At 62.7% G+C, this 18246-nt stretch carries 16 protein-coding genes; 7 read left to right on the top strand and 9 right to left on the bottom strand.

The genetic code is table 11. The features are described from left to right. Window positions 1-2 precede the first annotated feature (2 nt). Both J5Y06_RS02185 and J5Y06_RS02180 read right to left on the bottom strand, forming a co-directional pair. A complete protein-coding gene (locus J5Y06_RS02185) occupies window positions 3-1802 on the bottom strand; it encodes a stimulus-sensing domain-containing protein (protein WP_209333466.1) in 1800 nt (599 codons plus the stop codon). 10 nt (window positions 1803-1812) lie between these two features. After that, window positions 1813-2511, bottom strand: a complete 699-nt coding sequence (locus J5Y06_RS02180) for a response regulator transcription factor (protein ID WP_209334330.1) — start codon at window positions 2509-2511, stop codon at window positions 1813-1815. Between the two features lie 324 nt (window positions 2512-2835). On the opposite strand from J5Y06_RS02180, the gene J5Y06_RS02175 reads away from it, so the two are divergent. Both J5Y06_RS02175 and arfB read left to right on the top strand, forming a co-directional pair. Next, entirely contained in the window at window positions 2836-4446 is a 1611-nt protein-coding gene (locus J5Y06_RS02175) for a phosphoenolpyruvate carboxykinase (RefSeq protein ID WP_209333465.1), read from the top strand. Between the two features lie 75 nt (window positions 4447-4521). Further along, complete coding sequence (gene arfB / locus J5Y06_RS02170) at window positions 4522-4953, top strand: alternative ribosome rescue aminoacyl-tRNA hydrolase ArfB (RefSeq protein WP_209333464.1); 432 nt, start codon at window positions 4522-4524, stop codon at window positions 4951-4953. Here arfB and J5Y06_RS02165 read toward each other — a convergent pair whose 3' ends face one another. Further along, on the bottom strand, window positions 4954-6432 hold the full coding sequence (locus tag J5Y06_RS02165; protein WP_209333463.1) for a protein adenylyltransferase SelO: 1479 nt from the start codon (window positions 6430-6432) through the stop codon (window positions 4954-4956). It lies immediately after the preceding gene. 127 nt (window positions 6433-6559) lie between these two features. Here J5Y06_RS02165 and J5Y06_RS02160 point away from each other — a divergent pair, with 127 nt between their 5' ends. After that, complete coding sequence (locus J5Y06_RS02160) at window positions 6560-7498, top strand: DUF5996 family protein (RefSeq protein WP_209333462.1); 939 nt, start codon at window positions 6560-6562, stop codon at window positions 7496-7498. 3 nt (window positions 7499-7501) lie between these two features. On the opposite strand, the gene J5Y06_RS02155 is transcribed toward J5Y06_RS02160, so the two are convergent. After that, window positions 7502-9319 carry a DEAD/DEAH box helicase gene (locus tag J5Y06_RS02155; protein WP_209333461.1) on the bottom strand — a complete coding sequence of 606 codons (1818 nt, stop codon included), beginning with the start codon at window positions 9317-9319 and terminating at the stop codon, window positions 7502-7504. A gap of 32 nt (window positions 9320-9351) precedes the next feature. Continuing rightward, on the bottom strand, window positions 9352-10941 hold the full coding sequence (locus tag J5Y06_RS02150) for a peptide chain release factor 3 (protein ID WP_209333460.1): 1590 nt from the start codon (window positions 10939-10941) through the stop codon (window positions 9352-9354). 77 nt (window positions 10942-11018) lie between these two features. Between J5Y06_RS02150 and dut the strand changes: the two genes are divergently transcribed. Next, window positions 11019-11486: a dUTP diphosphatase gene (gene dut, locus J5Y06_RS02145; protein WP_209333459.1), complete on the top strand. Its 468-nt coding sequence runs from the start codon at window positions 11019-11021 to the stop codon at window positions 11484-11486. Window positions 11487-11619: 133 nt separating this feature from the next. Continuing rightward, complete coding sequence (locus J5Y06_RS02140) at window positions 11620-12183, top strand: type 1 glutamine amidotransferase domain-containing protein (RefSeq protein WP_209333458.1); 564 nt, start codon at window positions 11620-11622, stop codon at window positions 12181-12183. A gap of 126 nt (window positions 12184-12309) precedes the next feature. Here the strand turns inward: J5Y06_RS02140 and J5Y06_RS02135 are convergent, their stop codons facing one another. Together J5Y06_RS02135 and J5Y06_RS02130 are read right to left on the bottom strand one after the other, a co-directional pair. Next, window positions 12310-14292 (bottom strand): PhoX family protein, encoded by a 1983-nt coding sequence (locus J5Y06_RS02135; protein WP_209333457.1) that lies wholly within the window; start codon window positions 14290-14292, stop codon window positions 12310-12312. 129 nt (window positions 14293-14421) lie between these two features. Continuing rightward, the gene (locus tag J5Y06_RS02130) at window positions 14422-14907 is read right to left on the bottom strand and encodes a DUF2244 domain-containing protein (RefSeq protein ID WP_209333456.1); all 486 of its coding nucleotides are present in this window, start codon (window positions 14905-14907) and stop codon (window positions 14422-14424) included. A 21-nt stretch (window positions 14908-14928) separates the two neighbouring features. Between J5Y06_RS02130 and nth the strand changes: the two genes are divergently transcribed. Then, on the top strand, window positions 14929-15738 hold the full coding sequence (nth, locus tag J5Y06_RS02125) for an endonuclease III (protein ID WP_209333455.1): 810 nt from the start codon (window positions 14929-14931) through the stop codon (window positions 15736-15738). Here the strand turns inward: nth and J5Y06_RS02120 are convergent. Further along, window positions 15726-16436 (bottom strand): sulfate transporter family protein, encoded by a 711-nt coding sequence (locus J5Y06_RS02120; RefSeq protein ID WP_209333454.1) that lies wholly within the window; start codon window positions 16434-16436, stop codon window positions 15726-15728. The genes nth and J5Y06_RS02120 overlap by 13 nt on opposite strands. A gap of 137 nt (window positions 16437-16573) precedes the next feature. On the opposite strand from J5Y06_RS02120, the gene J5Y06_RS02115 reads away from it, so the two are divergent. Beyond that, window positions 16574-17566 carry an adenosine kinase gene (locus J5Y06_RS02115; RefSeq protein ID WP_209333453.1) on the top strand — a complete coding sequence of 331 codons (993 nt, stop codon included), beginning with the start codon at window positions 16574-16576 and terminating at the stop codon, window positions 17564-17566. Here the strand turns inward: J5Y06_RS02115 and J5Y06_RS02110 are convergent, their stop codons facing one another. Continuing rightward, window positions 17567-18196, bottom strand: coding sequence for a trimeric intracellular cation channel family protein (locus tag J5Y06_RS02110; RefSeq protein WP_209333452.1), 630 nt, complete (start codon window positions 18194-18196; stop codon window positions 17567-17569). Window positions 18197-18246: the final 50 nt, after the last annotated feature.

Raw genomic sequence — 18246 nt, 5'->3', positions numbered from 1 at the left:
CGTCAGTTGTCGGCAGGCAGGCTGACAACGAAGCGGGCGCCGCTGAGGCTGCCTGGCTTGGCGCCTGGAATGTTTTCAGCCGTCAGCGTGCCGCCATGCGCTTCCACGATCTGTCGGCTGATCGACAGACCCAGCCCGGAATTCTGACCAAAGGCTTCGCCGGCCGGTCGATCCGTGTAGAAGCGCTCGAAGATGCGGTCGATGTCTTCGACGCGAATGCCGGGACCGTTGTCCGAAACGGTGATCACCAACCGCTTGCCGGTTCGCGCCAGTTCGATGTCGAGCACGCCGCCCTCATCGGGAACAAAGGAGCGCGCATTCTCGATCAGGTTCGTCAGGACCTGCCCGAGGCGAAGGTCGTGCCCGACCACGTCAAACGTCTTTTGCCCCGCCGGCAGCTTGGCGATCTTCAGGTTGATCGCCATCGGCTTCTTGTGCCGCCCAGGTTCGGCTGAAATGGCGACAATATCGCCGATGAGCTTCTTGAGGTCGACCTTGCCGGCATCTTCGCGCGCAAGTTCGGCATCAAGCCGCGATGCGTCCGAGATATCGGAGATCAGGCGATCAAGACGGCGCACATCATGCTGGATGATTTCCATCAAGCGTTCGCGCGCTTCCGGCTTCTTGGCGAGCGGCAGCGTTTCCACCGCACTGCGCAGCGAGGTCAGCGGGTTCTTCAATTCATGCGCAACATCGGCAGCAAAGCTTTCGATCGCCTCGATGCGCCCATAAAGAGCGTTGGTCATATCGCGCACGGCAATGGAAAGATTGCCGATCTCGTCCCCGCGATCGGAAAAGTCGGGAATTTCTTCCCGCGTGGACGATCCGCGCCGCACCCGCACGGCCGCGGCGGCCAGCCTGCGCAGCGGCTGCGCAATGGTGGAGGCCAGAAGCATGGACAACACCGCATTGACCAGCGCCGCGACGCCAAACACGCGGTAAATGGCCTCGCGTTCATCAGCCACGATCTTGTCGATGTCGCCGCCCTGTGTCGATAACAGAAGCACGCCCAGCACGGCGCGGAAACGCTGGATAGGCACGGCCACGGAAACGATGAGCTCGCCTTGTTCCCCCGTTCGAACGATGGTTGAGGGACCACCCGTTAGCGCGCTCATGACTTCTGGAAACGCGGTGCCGCTGCCGCCGGGCACTTCCTTGTAGGTGGGAAGATCGGTGCGCCGGAAGAAGTTGGCAATCTCCTGGCCGATCCGCTCAACGAGGTTCGGTTCCTCTTCTTCCACGAGCGGCAGGCCATAGCGCAGGATCTGACCACGCGAATAAAGGTGGCGGGAATCCAGAAGCAGATTGGCGTCGCGGTCATAGATCCGCGCGCGCGTCTTGGTGGGCGAAATCAGGCGCCGCAGCACCGGCGCGACGCGCTCGGGATTGATCGGAAAGTCGAGGCTTTCCAGCTGATCCGCGCCTGGCTGAACGCTTTCGCCGGCCTGGAGTTCAAGCAGCGCTTCGGGGTCGATGCTGATGGCATCGGTTTCAACCGTCGCGGACGCCGCGATTGCGCCGGCGATGATTTCGCCCTGCGTCATCAGGCTTTCCACGCGCGCATCGATCAGCCCGTCGCGGAACTGGTTGAGATAGGAAATTCCGATCACCAGCACGCCAAGAGCGGCGAGGTTGAGGATCAGGATGCGCCGGGTGAGGCTGGAAAAGACGTGATGCCCGAGAAACCGCTGCATGGAGCGGCTTACCCGGGCTGTTGCAAGGCGCAGGCGCCGCCGCGGCTGTCGCCGGGGCGGTGCAGCCGGCTTGACGAAACCGCGCACCGGTTCGTCGACCTGCGCCATGGATCGATCCTCAAGCTTCCTTGAAGCGGTAGCCGACGCCGTAAAGCGTTTCGATCATCTCGAAGTCGTCGTCGACCTGCTTGAACTTCTTGCGCAGCCTCTTGATGTGGCTGTCGATGGTGCGGTCGTCGACATAAACCTGCTCGTCGTAGGCAGAGTCCATCAGGGAATCGCGGCTTTTCACGACGCCCGGGCGCTGCGCCAAGGAATGCAAGATCAGGAATTCCGTCACCGTGAGCGTCACCGGTTCGCCCTTCCAGGTGCAGGTATGGCGTTCCTGATCCATCACGAGCTGGCCGCGTTCCAGCGAACGGGCCTGCTTCTCGGGTGACTTGCCCGGCTCCCGGGCGCTCACGCGTCGCAAAACGGCCCGCACGCGTTCAACAAGGAGGCGCTGCGAAAATGGCTTCCGGATGAAGTCGTCGGCGCCCATCTTGAGGCCGAACAGTTCGTCGATCTCGTCGTCCTTGGAGGTCAGGAAGATAACCGGAAGATCTGTTTTTTGCCGCAGCCGCCGCAACAGCTCCATGCCATCCATGCGCGGCATCTTAATATCGAGAATGGCGAGGTTCGGCGGGCGTGAGCCGAGCCCCTCGAGGGCAGATGCGCCATCCGTATAGGTTTCAACGCGGTAGCCTTCGGACTCCAGCGCAATCGACACGGATGTCAGGATGTTGCGATCGTCGTCCACCAAGGCGATCGTGGCCATGTCTGGCTGCTCCCTCATGCTCAGAAGTTCTCCCACTCGCAGGAGCGCGCTGTGTGGGGGACAAATCTGGTACAAAATGTGGCACCGGACTTTGTGGTTAGCCCCTTGCGCTGCTTGGCGCAAGCTTTCCGCCATTCGTGGGCTCACCGCGCAGCCTGCGCAAGCGTGACCCTCCATCTAGGCCACGCGCCTTCGAGTACAACCGATTAAACAACGGAAGCAAATACCTAAATCGATTAATGATTTGATATCACTGAACTTTTCTGTTTCCTCCGAAAACGAGTTCATCTGCTCGCTGTATTCAGAAGACGCTTTGGAGGCGCAATGACCGAGACCGGTTCTCGTAATCCCCAGCACGGGATCAAGGAAACTGGGCTGCGTAGCCCCGGCCACATCTTTTATAATCTCGGCGCCGCGGAACTTGCGGAACTGGCGATCACCCGCGGCGAAGCGCGGCTTTCGGCTCACGGTGCGCTTGTTGCCGACACCGGCGAACACACCGGTCGCTCGCCAAAGGACAAGTTCGTTGTGCGCGACAGCGACACCGAAGCGCATATCTGGTGGGACAACAACAAGGCGCTCTCGCGCGAACAGTTCGAGCTGCTCCATGCCGACTTTCTGAAACACGCCGAAGGCCGTGACCTGTTCGTGCAGGATCTCATCGGCGGCGCCGATCCCGTGCATCGCCTGCCGACGCGCGTGGTCACCGAATACGCCTGGCATTCGATGTTCATCCGCAACCTCTTGATCCGGCCGCAGGCGAGCGAAGTGTCCTCCTTCGTGCCGAAGATGACGATCATCGACTTGCCCTCCTTCCGCGCCGACCCGACGCGCCATGGCACACGCACTGAAACGGTGATTGCAGTCGACTTCACCAACATGATCGTGCTGATCGGCGGCACCTCCTATGCCGGCGAAATGAAGAAGTCGGTTTTCACGGCGCTGAACTATCTTTTGCCGGCAAAGGGTGTGATGCCCATGCACTGCTCGGCCAATGAAAGCCACGACGGCGAAACCGCCGTTTTCTTCGGCTTGTCTGGCACCGGCAAAACGACGCTGTCGGCAGATCCGAGCCGCGTGCTGATCGGCGACGACGAGCATGGCTGGGGCCCGGACGGCATCTTCAACTTCGAAGGCGGCTGCTACGCCAAGACCATTCGCTTGTCGGCTGAAGCCGAACCGGAGATCTTTGCCACCACGCGGCGCTTCGGCACGGTTCTGGAAAACGTCACACTCGACGAAAACCGCGTGCCAGATTTCAACGACGGGTCGCGCACGGAAAACACGCGATGCGCTTATCCGCTCGACTTTATTCCGAATGCCAGCGCGACGGGTCGCGCCAATCACCCCAAGAATATCATCATGTTGACGGCGGATGCGTTCGGCGTTTTGCCGCCCATTGCCAAGCTGACCCCGGCGCAGGCCATGTACCACTTCCTGTCCGGCTACACGGCCAAGGTTGCCGGGACTGAAAAGGGCGTATCGGATCCGGAAGCGACCTTCTCCACCTGCTTCGGGGCACCCTTCATGCCGCGTCACCCGAGCGAATATGGCAATCTCCTTCGCGAACTGATTGCCGAGCACAATGTGGATTGCTGGCTGGTGAACACCGGCTGGACCGGCGGCGCTTACGGCACCGGCAAGCGCATGCCGATCAAGGCGACGCGCGCGCTGCTTTCCGCTGCGCTCGACGGGTCGCTTCATGACGCGGAGTTCCGGACCGATCCAAACTTCGGTTTCCAGGTGCCGGTGGCGGTAGCGGGGGTGGATAGCGCCATTCTCGATCCGCGCTCCACATGGGCCGACAAGGCAGCTTATGATGCGCAGGCGGCACGGCTGGTGACCATGTTCGTCGACAACTTCGCCAAGTTCGAAAGCCATGTGGACAGCAATGTTCGCAGCGCGGCGCCGCGCGTTCCTGTTGCGGCCGAGTAAGCGCGCACATTTCCTATCAAGGCCCGGCTCAGCCGGGCCTTTTCTTTTTGGCGCCGCCGCTTCATGTGTGAGGGCATGAACGATGATCCCCTTGCAATCGGCCGTGGCCTGTTCATCAGCCCCGATCACCTGACGGAAAGCTTTGTCCGCGCCTCGGGGCCGGGGGGGCAAAACGTCAACAAGGTAGCGACCGCCGTCCAACTGCGCTTCGACATGGCGGCGTCCGATCTGCCGGACGCGATCCAGGCGCGCGCGCTGAAGCTTGCCGGCCAGCGCGCGACGAAGGATGGCGAGATCCTGATCGAGGCAAACCGTTTCCGGACGCAGGAGCGAAACCGCGCCGACGCGCGCGAGCGGCTTGTGGAGTTGCTCGCAAAAGCAGCCGAGCCACCGCCCCCGCCGCGCAAGAAAACGCGTCCAACCAAGGGCTCGGTGGAGCGGCGCCTGAAGGCAAAAACCGGCCGCTCTACGGTGAAGCGCCTGCGCGGCCGCGTGGGCGATGACTGATCAGGTGCCGCAGAAGGTGCGGGTCACGCGCTCGTCGGGCATCGGTGCAATCGCGAGGTCGGCGTAGTCCGGCTGATCCTCGAACGGCTTTGCCAATGCCTCGTTCAAGCGGCGGAAGGGCGTGAAGTCCGCATCGTTCACAGCGGCCTGAATGGCTTCCTCGATGCGGTGGTTGCGCGGGATCAGAGCCGGATTGGCCTTGCGCATGATCTCGGCCGCTCCGCTCCCGTTTCCGCTTTCGCGCGAAAGCCGCTCGCGCCAGCGCGGTGCCCAGGTCTCAAAAAGCATCGGGTCGATGAATTCGGCGCGCACGTCACGGTCACCCTCGGGTCCGGCCGCTGCTGCCACCAGCGCGCGGAAGGTGCGCGTGAAATCTGCGCCGCCCTGCGCCATGCGGTCGAGGAAGTCCTGCATCAGGTCGCCGTCTTCGTTTTCTTCCGTTTTCAGACCGAACTTGGCGCGCAGCACGGCCATGTAGGCCGTTTCGAAGGGGCTACGGAAGCCGGCGATCATCTCCTGCGCGAGCTTCACGCTCTCGTCGCGGTCTTCATGAAGCAGCGGCAAAAGCGCTTCGGCCAGCCGCGCCAGGTTCCATTGCGCGATCCCCGGCTGATTGGCGTAGGCGTAGCGGCCAAACTGATCAATCGACGAAAACACCTTCGCGGGATCATAGGTGTCTAGGAAGGCACAGGGACCGTAGTCGATTGTCTCGCCGGAAATCGCCATGTTGTCCGTGTTCATGACGCCATGGATGAAGCCGACGCCCATCCACCGCGCAACAAGCAACGCCTGTGCTGTGATCACATGCTGCAGCAGCGCCCGATATGGGTTTTCCGCCTCGGCAGCATCGGGATAATGCCGCTGGATCACATAGTCGGCCAGTGTCTTCACGCCCTCTTCGTCGCTACGTGCGGCGAAATACTGGAACGTGCCGACGCGGATGTGGCTCGCAGCCACCCTTGTCAGAACCGCGCCTGGAAGGACTGTTTCACGGTAAACCGGTTCGCCGGTTGAAACGGCGGCAAGCGCGCGCGTGGTCGGGATGCCCATGGCAGCCATGGCTTCGCTGACGATGTATTCCCGCAAAACCGGGCCGATCGCTGCCCGCCCGTCGCCGCGCCGGGAAAAGGGGGTTGGGCCGGAACCCTTCAACTGGATGTCGCGACGTTTGCCGTGCCGGTCGACCACTTCACCCAGGAGCGTCGCGCGTCCGTCACCGAGTTGGGGAACGAAGTTGCCGAACTGGTGCCCTGCATAGGCCTGCGCGATTGGCTGCGCGCCGTCCGGGAAGCGGTTGCCAGCAAGCATCGCGAGGCCATCTGCGCTTTGCAGCCAGTCTGGGTCGAGCCCCAGCTCTTCGGCCAGCCTCGTGTTCAGCGCAATCAACAGCGGCGCTGGCACTTCACTCGCCTGAAACGGCGCGAAGAAATGCTGGGGAAGCCTGGCATAGGAATTGTCGAAGGGCAGGTGGATCGTCATCGTCGTGGTCCTCGATGTCGCTTTACAGATAGGCGCCGACGGCCTTTGCTGCGAGCCATGACATGCTAAACCGCGAACGGGGCTGGTTGATCCACGGCCTCAGTTCCAATCGAAGGGAAACCGGGCGATGACCGAGAACTGGCCAGCCATTCCTTACGGCGCGTGGCGGGAAAGCTGCACGACGCTGCAATTGTTCAGCCAGGTGGTCGGGAAGTATCGGATCGCCCACAGCCCTTGGCTGAACCATTCCTGGCACGCGACGCTGTACCCGACCGCCCGCGGCTTCTCGACAGGCCCGGTTTTCGACAACGGCAGGACGATCGAGCTTCTTCTCGATCTGGTTGACCATCGCCTGATCGGCCAATCGTCGGGCGGCAAGGTGGAGGCTCGGGCACTCGGACCGACCACCATGGCGGCGTTCTTTGCGCAAACAAAGGAGATTATTGCGGCCTTGGGTGGAACGCCGAAGCTCAATGGCAAGCCGAACGAGATCCCGGATGGAGTGCCGTTTGCGCAAGACGATGCCACCCGCCCTTATGATCCGGATGCGGTGAACCGCTTCTTCCGCGCCGTCCTGTCGGTCACGGAGGTGTTCCAGCTTTTCCGGACCGGCTATCTTGGCAAGGTCAGCCCGGTGCACCTTTTCTGGGGCAGCTTCGACCTTGCGGTGACGCGATTTTCCGGCCGCCGTGCGCCGAGCCACCCCGGTGGGATCCCGGCCCTGCCCGACACGATCACCCGCGAAGCCTACAGCCACGAGGTCTCGTCTGCAGGCTTCTGGCCGGGCGGCGGCGGAATTGATGAGCCGGCGTTCTATTCTTATGCGTATCCCGCTCCCGAGGGCTTCGCCGCATCCGCTGTGCAGCCGGACGCCGCGTACTTCCACCCGACATTGGGCGAGTTCATCCTGCCTTATGAGGCGGTCCGCGCGGCAGCGGATCCGCGAGCGACACTGCTTGCCTTCCTGCAAAGCACCTACGCCGCCGCGGCAAACAACGCCGGCTGGGATCGCGCCGCACTGGACTGCGCAATCGGCAAACCGCGCGAGCCGCGCGCGATCGGATAGGACCTATTCGCCGCGCGGGCGCTTCGGCTTCTTGGCGAAGGTCTTGTCGGCGCCCGGCTTGTCCTTCTTTGCCCAGGGCTTCTTGTCCCCGAAGGGTTTCTTGGCGCCCGGCTTTGCCCAGCTGCCACCCTCGGGCTTTGCGCCCTGGCCACGATGAAAGGGCTTTTTCGGGCCGCGCGGCTTGTCAAACGCGCCTTTGCCGCCCGAACCAAGATCTGGCACGCCGTCGATGGCCTGCACGGTGATGCCGCGCTCCAGGGTGCGGTTTCCAAGCTGGTCTAGGAAGCGGTTCGCAGCATGGGCTTCCAGTTGAACGAGGCTGTCTTCCTGTTGCAGCTTGATCTGGCCGATGTCGCTCTTGGAAAGCTTGCCGGCCTTGCACAGCATCGGAATCAGCCAGCGCGGCTCCGCACCGTGCTTGCGTCCCACCGAAAGCGAGATCCAAACGCTTTCGCTGAATTCCTCGCGACGTTCCTTGCGATCCGATGGAGCCGGCGCACCCGTCACGGCTATATCGAGCAGATCTTCCGGCGCAGAATTCCGAGCGCGGAAGGTCCGCACATAAGCAGCCGCAATGGCTTCCGCGCCGTGCTTTGCCAGCAACTCGCTCACGAATGGCGCTTCATCTTCCGTTACGGCTTCGGTGAAGACCGGATCTTGGAGGATGCGCTCATTGTCGCGCGCCAGCACCTCGTCGGCTGAAGGCGGCCGCGCCCAGGTGGCGCTGACATTGGCTGAGCCAAGCAGGCGCTCGACACGCTTGCGCGCCGATTGCGGCACGATCAGCACCGAAACGCCCTTGCGGCCTGCCCGACCAGTGCGGCCACTGCGGTGAAGCAGCGTTTCGCGGTTGGTCGGCAGATCCGCATGGATCACGAGTTCCAGCCCCGGCAGATCGATGCCGCGTGCCGCCACATCGGTCGCGATGCAAACGCGGGCACGACCGTCGCGCATCGCCTGCAGCGCATGGGTCCGCTCGTTCTGGCTGAGCTCGCCGGACATCGCCACGACGGAAAAGCCGCGATTGTTGAAGCGGGCGGTGAGGTGGTTCACGGCAGCGCGCGTGGAGCAGAACACCAGCGCGTTTGGCGCTTCGTAGTAGCGCAAAACGTTGATGATCGCGTTTTCGCGGTCGGCTTGCGCAACCGTCAGCGCGCGATATTCGATATCGACGTGCTGCGTGCGCTCTGAGGTCGTGGCCAAACGCACTGCGTCGCGCTGATAGCTTTTCGCCAGTTCCGCGATCGGACGCGAAACAGTGGCCGAGAACATCAGGGTCCGCCGCTCGGCCGGCGCCGAACCAAGGATGAACTCCAGATCCTCGCGGAAGCCAAGGTCGAGCATCTCGTCGGCTTCGTCGAGCACAACGGCGCGCAGCTCGCTCATGTCGAGCGACCGGCGCATGATATGGTCACGCAAGCGCCCGGGCGTGCCGACAACGATGTGGGCGCCGCGTTCCAGCGCGCGCTTTTCGGAGCGCATGTCCATGCCACCGACGCAGGACACAACAACGGCACCGGTCTTGGCATAAAGCCACTCGAGCTCCCGCTTTACCTGCAGCGCCAGTTCGCGCGTGGGGGCAATCGCGAGCGCCAAGGGGAGCGCAGCCTGTTCGAAAGTTTCGGCGTCGCGGAGCAGCGTAGGCGCCAGCGCAAGGCCGAATGCCACGGTCTTGCCGGAGCCAGTTTGCGCGGAAACAAGGGCGTCCGCACCTTCGGGTTGCAAGCCGATCACCGCCTCCTGCACGGGCGTGAGATCGGAATAGCCGCGCTCGGTCAATGCCTGCGCGAGAGGCGCGAGCACGCCGGGAAAATCACTCATGGTTAGTTCGCTTTCGTTGGGTGCGGCGGCTTTCAAGCGGCTTCACGCACCTGATAATCTTTGATTGCGTCGAATTTGATCTGCTTCCAGCGTTCTGCCTCATAGTTGAGGCCGAACTCGTGCTGGGCGAGAAAAACCGGATCCTCGTCAAGGTCGCGCGCGATGTCGCCGCGATGCGCCTCGATGAAGCGCTGCAACTCGGCGGGATCGTTGGCCGAAATCCAGCGGCACACGGAAAAACGTGCCATTTCGAAGTCCACCGGCAACGTGTATTCCACCGACAGCCGTTCCTTAAGGACGTCGAGCTGCAGGGCGCCCACCACGCCGACGATGGCCGGAGAACCGTCTTCGGGCGAAAACAGCTGCACCACGCCTTCCTCGGCCATCTGGTGGAGCGCTTCCTTGAGCTTCTTGGCTTTCATCGCATCGCCGAGCCGCACACGACGCAGGATTTCCGGCGCGAAGTTCGGTACGCCGCGGAACAGGATTTCTTCGCCTTCCGTCAGCGTATCGCCGATTCTGAGCGTCCCATGGTTTGGGATGCCCACCACGTCCCCGGCAAAGGCTTCATCGGCGGTGATGCGCGAGCGGGCAAAAAAGAACTGCGGCGCCGACAAGCTCATCGGCTTGCCGGTACGCACGAGCTTAGCCTTCATGCCGCGCTCAAGCGTGCCGGAACACACGCGCACAAAGGCGATGCGGTCGCGGTGGTTCGGATCCATGTTGGCTTGGATCTTGAACACGAAGGAGGTCATCTTCGGCTCGGTTGCGTGAACCGTGCGCGTATCGGCTTCCTGGTCCCGCGGCGGCGGTGCGTAATCGCCCAGACCTTCGATCAGGTCGCGCACACCGAAATTGCGCAGCGCCGACCCGAAATAAACCGGCGTCAGATGGCCCTCGCGAAACGCCTTGAGGTCGAAGGGACGGCATGCCTCGCGGGCAAGTTCCAGTTCCTCGATCAGCTGGTCGCGCTCGTTTTCCGGCAGCAGACCCGCGACCTTGTCGGATTCGGGTCCGTTGACCTTCGCGCGCTCTGTTTCAGCGTCCGAACGCCGAACGGCGTTCTCGCTGAGATGGTAGGTGCCGGAGAAGGTCTTCCCCTGGCCGATCGGCCAGGTCACAGGCGCGGTGTCCAGCGCAAGCTTCTGCTCGATTTCATCGAGGATCTCGAACGTGTTGCGCGCTTCGCGGTCCATCTTGTTGACGAAGGTCACGATCGGAATGTCGCGCAGGCGGCAGACCTCGAACAGCTTCAGCGTGCGCGGCTCGATGCCCTTGGCGGCATCGATCACCATAACCGCGCTGTCGACCGCCGACAGCGTACGATAGGTATCGTCGGCGAAATCTTCGTGACCCGGTGTGTCTAAGAGGTTGAAGACGTTGTCGCCATATTCGAACGTCATCACGGACGTCACCACCGAGATGCCGCGCTCGCGCTCGATCTTCATCCAATCCGAACGTGTCTGGATCTTGTCCTTCTTGGCCTTCACTTCGCCGGCGAGTTGGATCGCGCCGCCGAACAGCAGCAGCTTTTCGGTGAGCGTGGTTTTTCCGGCGTCGGGGTGCGCAATGATCGCGAAGGTGCGGCGGCGGGCAACCGCCTCCTGGATGGGTTCTGGCATATCGGGAATCCGTTCGGTGGCGCGCATATAGCGAGACAGGCCACAAAAGTCGACCCTCGCTTGGCGCAGGCGAGCGGATGGGCTATGCGCCGGCCATGAACCCAACGATCGGCATAGTTCGCCTGCCTCACGGCGAAGACCTCGACCTTCCCAGCTATGAAACGGCGGGCGCCGCCGGCATGGACCTGCGCGCTGCCGTCGCCGAGCCGCTGCTTCTTGGGGCCGGCAAGCGTGCTTTGGTGCCCACCGGCCTGATCATGGAATTGCCGGAAGGCTTCGAGGCGCAGATCCGGCCGCGCTCCGGTCTCGCTTTCAAGCATGGGATTACCTGCCTCAACACGCCTGGCACGATCGACAGCGATTATCGCGGCGAAATCCAGGTCCTCTTGATCAACCACGGGGAGCAGCCCTTCGAAATCACGCGCGGCATGCGGGTCGCCCAGATGGTGGTCGCTCCGGTTCTCCAAGCGAAATTGGAGCTCCGCAGCCTGGCTGGAACCACCGCGCGAGGGGCGGGCGGATTCGGGTCCACGGGCCACGGTTAACGCGCTCCACCGCGGCCAAAAAGCGGTGAACGATTTTCCTGCACCGGCGTTGAAGCTGCACAAATGCAGAGCGCTGCCCGGTCTATCCGCCTGTCGGAGACCTTGAGCGGCGCCGGAAACAGGAGACGACATCATGCCCACGATCAACCAGGCTCGTATTGCCATTCTGGCTACAAACGGTTTCGAACAATCGGAACTGGAAGTGCCGCTGAAGAAGCTGCGCGAAGCAGGCGCGACCGTCGACGTGATCTCGCTCGAGAAGGGCGAAATCAAGGGTTGGGACAAGAAGGATTGGGGCAACAGCGTTCCCGTCGACAAGCTCCTGAGCGACGTGTCGCCTGATCAATATGACGCGCTGGTCCTCCCAGGCGGCCAGATCAATCCGGACCTGCTGCGCGTTGAAAAATCGGCCGTTGATTTCATCAAAGCCTATGCCGGTTCCGGCAAGCCGCTGGCGGCGATCTGCCACGCGCCATGGCTGCTGATTGAAGCCGGCCTGGTGAAGGGCAAGCGTGCGACCTCCTACCATTCGATCAAGACCGACATGATCAACGCGGGCGCGAACTGGGAAGACAAGATGACGGTGCGCGACGGCAATCTCATCACGGCACGCAAGCCGGATGATCTGCAGTCCTTCGTGTCGACGATCATCGAAGCTGTGGAAGGTGGCGCCGCTCAGAGGTCGGCCGCGGAGTAGCGGATCAGGTTCCGCGGCTGACGGAAGCGGCGCTGGCGCTTGCAAGAGCTGCCACGCCGCTTTCGTGAATCAAGAAGGCCGGCATGATCGCTCATGCCGGCCTTCTTTTTACTCAAGAAATGGACCTCAAACGGCGATCTTGCCGCCGCCCTGCTTGGTGATCATCACCACGGATGGGCGAACCGGCATGTCGTCCTTGAAGTCCGGCCAGCGGGTGGACAGGTCTTCGTAGTAGGACGGACGGCCGAAGCCTTCCCAGTCATCGCCGCCATCGGCCGGGTGCTGAACGGCCACGAAGGCGGTTTCATCGTCCGGCGTGAACAGCGGGCCGCACATCTCGGCACCAACCGGCACGCGGAAGAAAAGCTTCGACGTGGCGCGGGCTTCGCCTTCCGTGTCCACGGCCCACAGGCCATCGGTACGGCCGGTTGCTTCCGGCGAATTGCCGTCGGTCGAAACCCACAAGCGTCCGGCTGAGTCCACGGCGCAGTTGTCGGGCATGCCGAACCAGCCGTTTTCCGTGGTGGCGGTGGAGAAGGATGCACCGACCTCGGCAACCGACGGGTCACCGCACTTCAGGAGCACTTCCCACTTGCCGGTCGTGGCAGCGAAGTCGCCACCGTCTTCGGCGATCTCGATGATGTGGCCGAAGGCGTTCTTGGCGCGCGGGTTGGCAGCGTTGACCTGCTCTTCCGTGCGTTTGGTGTTGTTGGTCAGCATGACATAAACCTTGCCGTTGCTGCCATTCGGCTGGATGTCTTCCGGACGGTCCATCTTGGTGGCGCCCAGGAGATCGCCGGCACGGCGGGCTTCGATCACCACGTCGGCCTGGCTGTTGAAGCCATTTTCTGCCGTCAGCGGTCCTTCGCCCTGGACCAGCGGCATCCAAGTCATGGTGCCGTCTTCGGTGAACTTGGCAACGTACAGCGTGCCTTCGTCCAGGAGGTCCATGTTAGCGGCGCGGTCGTCAGGGTTGTAGGTGCCGGACGTCACGAACTTGTAGACGTAGTCGAAGCGCTCGTCGTCCCCGAGGTAGAACACGACGCGGCCGTCCTTGTTGACGATCGACTCAGCACCCTCATGTTTGAAGCGGCCGAGCGCCGTGCGCTTCTTCGGCGTGGAGTTCGGGTCCATGACGTCGACTTCCACGATCCAGCCGAAGCGGTTCGGCTCGTTCGGCTCCTTGGCGAGGTCGAAGCGGTCATAGAAGTTGGCCCAGGCATAGCTGCCGTCCGGAACGCCGAGGCGTTCGTAGTTCGTGGCTTCCGCGTGGTCGGCCGGCAGCTCGCCGCCGAAATAGCCGTGGAAATTTTCCTCGGCCATGATGTAGGTGCCCCAGGGCGTGACACCGCCGGCGCAGTTATTGATCGTGCCAAACACCTTTGTGCCGGTCGCATCCGCATTGGTCTTGAGGCGGTCGTGTCCGGCCGCAGGACCCGTCAGCTCCATCTCGGTGTTGGCGGTGATGCGGCGGTTGAGCTTGCCTTCCACCACCGGGCGCCACTTGCCGTTTTCGCGTGCGAGTTCGACCACCGTGCCGCCATGCGCGGCTATTTCGATGTCGACGCGCTTCTTGTCGGCCGGCGTGACTTCGAGCTTGCCGTCCACGACCTTAACGATGCCCGGGAACATCAGGTGCTCGTTGGTGTATTCGTGGTTCACAACGAGGATGCCGCGATCTTGGCTGTCATCCATCGGGATGAAGCCGACATAATCGTTGTTGTAGCCGAACTGGCGCGCCTGTGCTTCGGGCGTCTGGTTGGCCGGGTCGAACTCCGGCGCATCCGGGAACAGCGGGTCGCCCCAGCGCAGCAGAACATCGGCGTCATAGCCGGCTGCTACATGGTGGCGCTCATCAATGCCTGCTTCCACTTCCTCGAAGTTGAAGGCGGAAGCGGCGCCCTGGGCGCGGGCTTCGTCGGCCATCATCAGCGCAACCGGGCTGACGGTTGCGGCGATCGCCGAAACGGCCAGAGAACCCCGCAGGAAGTCACGGCGTGAAAAGCGATTGGCGATGATTTCGCCCATGGTGGGGTTTTCGGTCGGGTTGTGGCCCGGGCCGGCGGCTTCTTCAAGCTGGCTTGTACGGAAAGGGGAGACGTTGGACACGGGTCGACCTCTGGCTAGGTGGCTGGATCAAAGGCTGCCTAGAGCGCGTGCATGACAAGCGCGTGACGCCGGGCCGGTCAGCTTGGGAAGGGAGGAGGTGGAAGCGAGCCCGAGGGCCGAACCCGGGCGCTAACCTGCCTTTGCCGTCGCCAGGGCGCGGCCAAAGGCTTTCGCAAAGCTTTCGCGGTCGTCCGGGTTGAGGAAGCTGCCGATCTGGACCTGCTGTCCTTGCGCTTCCACGGCCATGCGCGTGATGCCGATCTCGTCATGCCGTGACACGGCAAAACGTGCCCAGAAGGGGTTGAACCGGTGTTCGCGGGTGCGGCCCGACGGCGCGACCTGCCGGATCTCCAGCGCCGTTCGCGACACGCTCACTTCCTCATGCGCTCGGGCTGCGCGGTAGTTCAGCTTGAAGGCGAGGTAAAGAAGCAGGACATCAAGGCCAAAGAAGCCGAAGATCGGCCACGCCCCGATGGACAGGAAGAACAGGCCGCAAACGACGCTGCCGGCGACGGTCACCGCCATCAGCACGCGGAAACCCTCTGGCCCGAGCGAGCGATGAGGGGTCAAAAGCGCGCGGAAGATCGGTGCGTCGGCATCGTTGGTGTCGGCCATGCTGTTGATTATAGAAGGGTGATGACAAAGCCCAAGCCTGAAATCTCACTGAAAGACGATGCGCCGCAAAAGTTGACTTCGGCACCGAAAAAGCTTTCCGCCCGTCGCAAGCCGCGCTGGAAGCCGCGTTATGCCGCCGAGGAGGTCAAGGAGATCTTTCGCCGCTTTGCCGTGCAGCGTCCGGAGCCAAAAGGCGAGCTCGAGCACGTCAACGCCTTCACGCTGCTGGTCGCGGTTGTTCTCTCCGCTCAGGCCACCGATACCGGCGTCAACAAGGCCACGCGCGCCTTGTTTGCCGCCGCGGACACGCCCGACAAGATGGCGGCACTGGGGGAAGCGCGGATCGCCGACTTCATCCGCACCATCGGGCTCTGGCGCGCCAAGGCAAAGAACGTTCAGCTCCTGTCCGAAGCGCTATTGCGCGACCACGGTGGCAAGGTGCCGGATTCACGTGAAGCGTTGACGGCGCTGCCGGGGGTTGGGCGCAAGACCGCCAACGTCATTCTGAATGCGGCCTTCGGACAACCGACCATGGCGGTGGACACGCATATTTTTCGCCTTGGCAATCGCCTGAAGCTCGCGCCGGGCAAAACGCCGGAAGAGGTCGAAGACAAGCTGGTCCGGATCATCCCCGCGCATTATCTGCGCGACGCCCATCACTGGCTGATCTTGCACGGACGCTATGTCTGCAAGGCACGCAAGCCGGACTGTCCGGCTTGCGTGATCGCCGATCTTTGCAGGGCGGACGAGAAGACCACGAGCGTCCCAGCACCCCTACAGCCGATCGGCGTGGTTCATCCGCTTGAGGCCGATCTGCCTCAGGCGGAATAGCGCTCGCGCTGAGAAATGCGCTTGTGGAGGTGCACCATCAGGGCTGCCGCAAACAGTGGCGTCAGCAGGTTGAGAAGCGGCACCGCGAGAAAGCCGGCGATCACGAGGCCGCCGGTGAACACGGACGCAGCATGCTTGCGCCGCAACGCCTTGGCTTCGGCTTCAGAACGGTAGCGCATGGCCGCGAACTCGAAGAACTCGCGGCTGAGCAGGTAGGCATTCACGACGAAAAACGCGATCAGGTTGACGCCGGGGATCACCAGAAGCGCGAACGCCAGAAGGTTGCCTAGGATCACGATCCCAAAGAACTTGATGGACAACCAGATCGCCGGGAGCGTCGGCATGGCCCGGCCAGCCGGCTCATCGGGAAAATCGATCCGCTCGACGCGCTCGGCCACATCATCCAGGAACAGGCCGGCGATCAAGGCTGTGACGGGGGCGATCAGCAGCGCCAGACCCACGGCGATCAAGAGACCCGCGGCGACCGCAGCTAGAAAGCTGATCCAGCTTGCCGTTTGTGGCTGACTGGCAAGAACATCATCGACAAAGGGCAAGGCGAGCCAGTCGAACAGGCTCGTCAGCCCGAACCACAATCCGATCAGAACGAGAATGCTCAAGCCCAGCGACTTGAAAAGCACCGAGCGAAAGGCGGCGCTGAACAGATGGCCCGCCGCGGCTCGCGCGCTGTCGATGATCATGGCGCCTGCTCTCCGTTGATGTTTCGGGCAAATAGATCTCCCCATCGGCAGGCGCAAGCGCTGGCCAACCCGCGCATCAACGGCTAGACCCCTCAGGATCGAGCCGGTCGACCGCCAATCTCACCTCGGAATTCTTCATGAACAACTACGACGTCCTTTGCATCGGCAACGCCATCGTCGACATCATTGCCCGCTGCGAAGACGACTTCCTGATCGAGAATGGCATCATCAAGGGAGCCATGAACCTGATCGATGCCGAACGGGCCGAACTGCTTTACAGCCGCATGGGTCCGGCGATCGAAGCATCGGGCGGCAGCGCAGGCAACACGGCGGCAGGCCTTGCGAGCTTCGGGGGGCGGTCGGCCTATTTCGGTAAGGTACGCGACGATCATCTCGGCCGCATCTTTACCCACGACATCCGGGCGCAAGGAGTGGCGTTCGACACACTGCCGCTCCAAGGCGAGCCACCAACGGCGCGCTCGATGATTTTCGTGACGCCGGACGGCGAGCGCTCCATGAACACTTATCTCGGCGCCTGCGTGGAACTTGAGCCCGGAGACATCGAAGCAGACAAGGCGGGAAGCGCCAAGGTGACCTATTTCGAAGGCTATCTTTGGGATCCACCGCGCGCCAAGGATGCAATCCGCGAAGCGGCGCGCCTCACGCATGCAACCGGCAACGAAGTGGCGATGACCTTGTCGGATCCGTTCTGCGTCGATCGCTATCGCGACGAGTTCCTCGACCTCATGCGCTCAAGGACGGTGGACATCGTCTTCGCCAACGAAAGCGAGCTGAAGTCGCTTTACCAAACCAGTTCCTTCGAGGATGCGCTGGACCAGATACGTGGTGATTGCCGGCTCGCGGCAATCACGCGCTCGGATAAAGGCTCCGTCGTGCTGCGGGGCGAGGAAACGGTCCTGGTGGAAGCGATCGCCATTCGGGAGCTCGTGGACACTACCGGTGCGGGTGATCTTTATGCGGCCGGTTTCCTGTTCGGCTATACGGCGGGCCGTTCGCTCCAGGACTGCGGAAAGCTCGGTTCGCTCGCGGCCGGCCTGGTGATCCAGCAGATCGGACCGCGGCCCCAGCTCAACCTTGCGCAAGCGGCGCGCGATGCCGGCCTGCTTTGATCAGATGTCTTCGGGTCGACGCCCCGGGCGGGACCTGTAGGCAGGAACGGTCCACCCAAAGCGCAATGCGCCGGCCCGGATCGCGAAAGCCGTGGCGACACCCGCAAGCGCTGCAACCGCGGGCGGCAAACCGATCGTCGCTGCGACGGTAAAAACCACCGCGCCTGCAAGGGCTGCCGAAACATAGATTTCGGGCCGCAGCAGCACGGAGGGTTCGCCGGCCAGGGTATCGCGCATGATGCCACCGAACGCAGCCGTCAACATGCCCATGATGATGGCAACCGTCAGAGAACCGGTGCTGGCGAGGCCCTTCTGGGCACCAAGCACGCAGTAAGCGCTGAGCCCCATCGCGTCGAGCCAAAGCAGCAGCTTGTAACGCGACTCCACGAGGTGGGCGGTGAAGTAGATCAGGAGCGCAACGCCACCGCACACAATCATGTAAAAGGGCTGCGCGATCCAGAACACGGGCAGCCCCAGGATCACGTCACGCACAGTGCCGCCGCCCACACCGGTTAGGGCCGCAAGAAACAGAAAGCCGATGATGTCGAGTTGCTTGCGGGAAGCCGCGAGCGCGCCGGTGGCGGCAAACACGGCCGCCCCGGCATAATCAAGGGCCTGGATCAGGTCCACCCGCCGCGTCCTCCACCACGGGAAGCTCGTTCGAACCGGGACAAATCGCG

The organism is Tianweitania sediminis (assembly GCF_017813335.1).
Lineage (GTDB): Bacteria > Pseudomonadota > Alphaproteobacteria > Rhizobiales > Rhizobiaceae > Tianweitania > Tianweitania sediminis.
This window is presented reverse-complemented; position numbering and strand designations above follow the sequence as displayed.

Coding starts and splice junctions, on each gene's coding strand:
- J5Y06_RS02185 (WP_209333466.1), bottom strand. CDS start 1,802: ATGGCGCAGGTCGACGAACCGGTGCGCGGTTTCGTCAAGCCGGCTGCA.
- J5Y06_RS02180 (WP_209334330.1), bottom strand. CDS start 2,511: ATGGCCACGATCGCCTTGGTGGACGACGATCGCAACATCCTGACATCC.
- J5Y06_RS02175 (WP_209333465.1), top strand. CDS start 2,836: ATGACCGAGACCGGTTCTCGTAATCCCCAGCACGGGATCAAGGAAACT.
- arfB (WP_209333464.1), top strand. CDS start 4,522: ATGAACGATGATCCCCTTGCAATCGGCCGTGGCCTGTTCATCAGCCCC.
- J5Y06_RS02165 (WP_209333463.1), bottom strand. CDS start 6,432: ATGACGATCCACCTGCCCTTCGACAATTCCTATGCCAGGCTTCCCCAG.
- J5Y06_RS02160 (WP_209333462.1), top strand. CDS start 6,560: ATGACCGAGAACTGGCCAGCCATTCCTTACGGCGCGTGGCGGGAAAGC.
- J5Y06_RS02155 (WP_209333461.1), bottom strand. CDS start 9,319: ATGAGTGATTTTCCCGGCGTGCTCGCGCCTCTCGCGCAGGCATTGACC.
- J5Y06_RS02150 (WP_209333460.1), bottom strand. CDS start 10,941: ATGCCAGAACCCATCCAGGAGGCGGTTGCCCGCCGCCGCACCTTCGCG.
- dut (WP_209333459.1), top strand. CDS start 11,019: ATGGGCTATGCGCCGGCCATGAACCCAACGATCGGCATAGTTCGCCTG.
- J5Y06_RS02140 (WP_209333458.1), top strand. CDS start 11,620: ATGCCCACGATCAACCAGGCTCGTATTGCCATTCTGGCTACAAACGGT.
- J5Y06_RS02130 (WP_209333456.1), bottom strand. CDS start 14,907: ATGGCCGACACCAACGATGCCGACGCACCGATCTTCCGCGCGCTTTTG.
- nth (WP_209333455.1), top strand. CDS start 14,929: ATGACAAAGCCCAAGCCTGAAATCTCACTGAAAGACGATGCGCCGCAA.
- J5Y06_RS02120 (WP_209333454.1), bottom strand. CDS start 16,436: ATGATCATCGACAGCGCGCGAGCCGCGGCGGGCCATCTGTTCAGCGCC.
- J5Y06_RS02115 (WP_209333453.1), top strand. CDS start 16,574: ATGAACAACTACGACGTCCTTTGCATCGGCAACGCCATCGTCGACATC.